A 2,454-nucleotide genomic window follows, 5' to 3' on the forward strand; every position below is an offset into this window, starting at 1 on the left:
TTCGCCGGCGGGTGTGAGGCTGAAGCTGCGCGTGCTGCGCTGGGCCAGCGGCACGCCCAGCTTGGCTTCCAGGCTGGCCACATGGTGGCTCACCACCGCGCGGGTCAGGCCCAACGCCCGCGCACCGGCCGAGAAGCTGCCGCTGCGGACCACGGTGGCGAAGACGGCCATCGCGCGCAGTTCGTCCAGGATGGGCGATGGGTGGGTGCTCATGGCTTGATTGTCAGATCAGATAAGACAATCAGTCAACTTCCGCGCGTCTACCGTGCAGGTGCCGCTTTCCTTAATCTTCGTTTCATCCCGGAGTCGCCGGGTGTCAACCGAAATAGGAGAGTGTCATGAGTGTCAAGCATGTTCTGTTTGTTGTGACAAACGCAGCTGTGATCGGCCCGAACAATCGCGCCACCGGTTTCTTCTTCCCCGAGATCGCACACCCTTTCGAGGTGCTGGACAAGGCCGGCATCGCAGTCGAATACGCCTCGCTGCAAGGCGGCAAGCCACCGGAGGATGGCTTCGACGGCAGCGACGCGGCGCAGGCCGAGTTCCTGGCCAGCGACTCCTACCGCCGATTGGCCCGCAGCCGCAAGCTGTCCGAGGTGGACGTGCTGGACTACGACGCGGTGTTCTTCCCCGGCGGCCTGGGCCCGATGGTGGACATCACCGGCAACCCGGAGGTGCAGGCCGCCGTGCGCCGCGCCTGGGACGGCGGCAAGGTCGTCGCTGCCGTGTGCCATGGCCCGTCTGCGCTGCTGGGCGTGAAGCTGGCGGACGGTTCGCCGCTGGTGCGTGGGCGCAAGGTTGCCGGGTTCTCCACCGCCGAGGAAGACGGCTATGCCCGTGCGGATGTGCCCTTCGACCTGGAAAGCGCGCTGCGCGACGAAGGCGGCCTCTACGAATCGGCCGAACCGTGGCGGCCCAAGCTGGCCGTGGACGGCCGGCTGATCACCGGGCAGAACCCGGCTTCGGGCACGCTGGTCGGCCAAGCCATCGTCCAGGCGCTGAGCGGCAAGGCGGTGGCGTGATGAACGCGGTCGTCACCCCCATCGTGATCGTGGCCCGCTGGCAGATGCCGCTGGAGGCTGTAGACGAGGTGTTGCGCCATGTGGCGGAAGTCCGCGAGGCCACGCTGGCCGAGCCGGGCTGCCTGGGCTACGAAGTCTTCCAGGCGATCGCGAAACTCGGCGAGGTGCTGCTGCTGGAACACTACCGTGACGATGCGTCACTCCAGGCGCACCGGGAGTCAGCCCACTACCGGGCCGTGGTCGTCGACCGCATCCTGCCGCTGCTGACCCGGCGGCAGGTGGAGATCCTTCGGCCGCATGCCGTGGCCTGAAGGGACCGGTGGCACCGGCCCAGGGCGCCGGCCACCTGTCTCTTTCACTTCGCCGACCTCAGTCGCGCGCCTTCTGCGGCTGCAACTGCTGGTCCAGGAAGGTCTCCAGCTCGGTGAAAAACGCCAGCCGGTGCGCTTCCCGGCTGAGGTGGTGGTCGCCACCTTCCTGCTCCACGTAGCGGTAGGTCTTGCCGGCGCTCTTCAGCGCGCTGGCCATGGTCTGGCTCTGGTCGACCGGCACCACGCGGTCGGCCGTGCCATGCACCAGCAGCACCGGCACGCGAATGCTTCCGGCCTGGCGCGCCGGCGAGGTGGCGCGCAGGCGCTCGCGGTCGCCCCAGGCCTTGCCAATGGTGCGCTCGGCTTCTTCGAGGCCGCCGTGGTACAGGCTCTCGGTGGCGATCAGGTCCGGCAGGTCGGACACGCCGGCGAAGCTCACCGCGCAGCGGTACAGCTCGGGTGTCTTCACCACGCCCATCAGCGCCGCATAGCCGCCATAGCTGGCGCCGACGATGCAGACGCGCGCCGGGTCGGCCAGGTGCTGGCCGGTGGCCCACAGCAGCGTGTCGCTCAGGTCATCCTGCATCTCCAGGCCCCAGCGTTGCAGGCCGGCGGCCTTGTGCGCATAGCCGTAGCCGTCCGAGCCCCGGAAATTGACCTGCAGCACCAGGTAGCCGCGGTCGGCGAGGAAGGCGGTCCAGGGGTCGAAGCCGGTGTCGTCGTGGCTGTTGGGTCCGCCGTGCGGCAGCAGCACGGTGGGCAGCGGCGGGCCGGCGTCACCGAGCTTGCGGCCCAGCGGCAGCGTGGCAAATGCGACCAGCGGCAGCCCGTCGCGCGCCTTCAGCGTCACCGGCACCTTGTGCGCCAAGCGGTCCGGGTCCAGGTCCGGGTAGGTCTCTGCCAGCAGGGTCAGCTCGCCGCTGCGCCGGTCGCCCAGGTAGTACTCGCCTGGTTGGCCATTGCCCTCGGAATAGATCAGGTAGCGCTGCTCGTCGTGGCTGATGTCCAGCAGCAGGTTGTCCCGTTCGGGCAGGCCCTTGTCGATGGCCTTCAGCGTGTTGCGCCAGGTGGCGTTCCACATCGCAGGCCGCGTCTCGTCGGTGGCGTCGGCTTCTTCGTCG

The 2,454-nt window shown here is 68.5% G+C and carries 4 protein-coding genes; 2 read left to right on the forward strand and 2 right to left on the reverse strand.

From position 1 onward, the window contains the following. Window positions 1-213: helix-turn-helix domain-containing protein (locus FKP22_RS27240; RefSeq protein WP_141291086.1), on the reverse strand; the 213-nt coding region annotated here is incomplete at its 3' end. 125 nt (window positions 214-338) lie between these two features. On the opposite strand from FKP22_RS27240, the gene FKP22_RS27245 reads away from it, so the two are divergent. Together FKP22_RS27245 and FKP22_RS27250 are read left to right on the forward strand one after the other, a co-directional pair. Then, complete coding sequence (locus FKP22_RS27245; RefSeq protein WP_141291087.1) at window positions 339-1,022, forward strand: type 1 glutamine amidotransferase domain-containing protein; 684 nt, start codon at window positions 339-341, stop codon at window positions 1,020-1,022. Next, window positions 1,022-1,333 carry an antibiotic biosynthesis monooxygenase family protein gene (locus tag FKP22_RS27250; RefSeq protein WP_141291088.1) on the forward strand — a complete coding sequence of 104 codons (312 nt, stop codon included), beginning with the start codon at window positions 1,022-1,024 and terminating at the stop codon, window positions 1,331-1,333. Before FKP22_RS27245 ends, FKP22_RS27250 begins: the two co-directional genes overlap by 1 nt. A 58-nt stretch (window positions 1,334-1,391) precedes the next feature. On the opposite strand, the gene FKP22_RS27255 is transcribed toward FKP22_RS27250, so the two are convergent. Beyond that, a partial coding sequence (locus FKP22_RS27255) for an alpha/beta hydrolase family protein (RefSeq protein ID WP_141291089.1) occupies window positions 1,392-2,454 on the reverse strand: 1,063 nt, incomplete at its 5' end.

Source organism: Ideonella azotifigens (genome assembly GCF_006519715.1).
Lineage (GTDB): Bacteria > Pseudomonadota > Gammaproteobacteria > Burkholderiales > Burkholderiaceae_C > Ideonella > Ideonella azotifigens.

Bases quoted from the DNA above. Each gene is read 5' to 3' on its own strand.
- FKP22_RS27250 (WP_141291088.1), top strand. From the start codon at position 1,022: ATGAACGCGGTCGTCACCCCCATCGTGATCGTGGCCCGCTGGCAGATG.
- FKP22_RS27245 (WP_141291087.1), top strand. From the start codon at position 339: ATGAGTGTCAAGCATGTTCTGTTTGTTGTGACAAACGCAGCTGTGATC.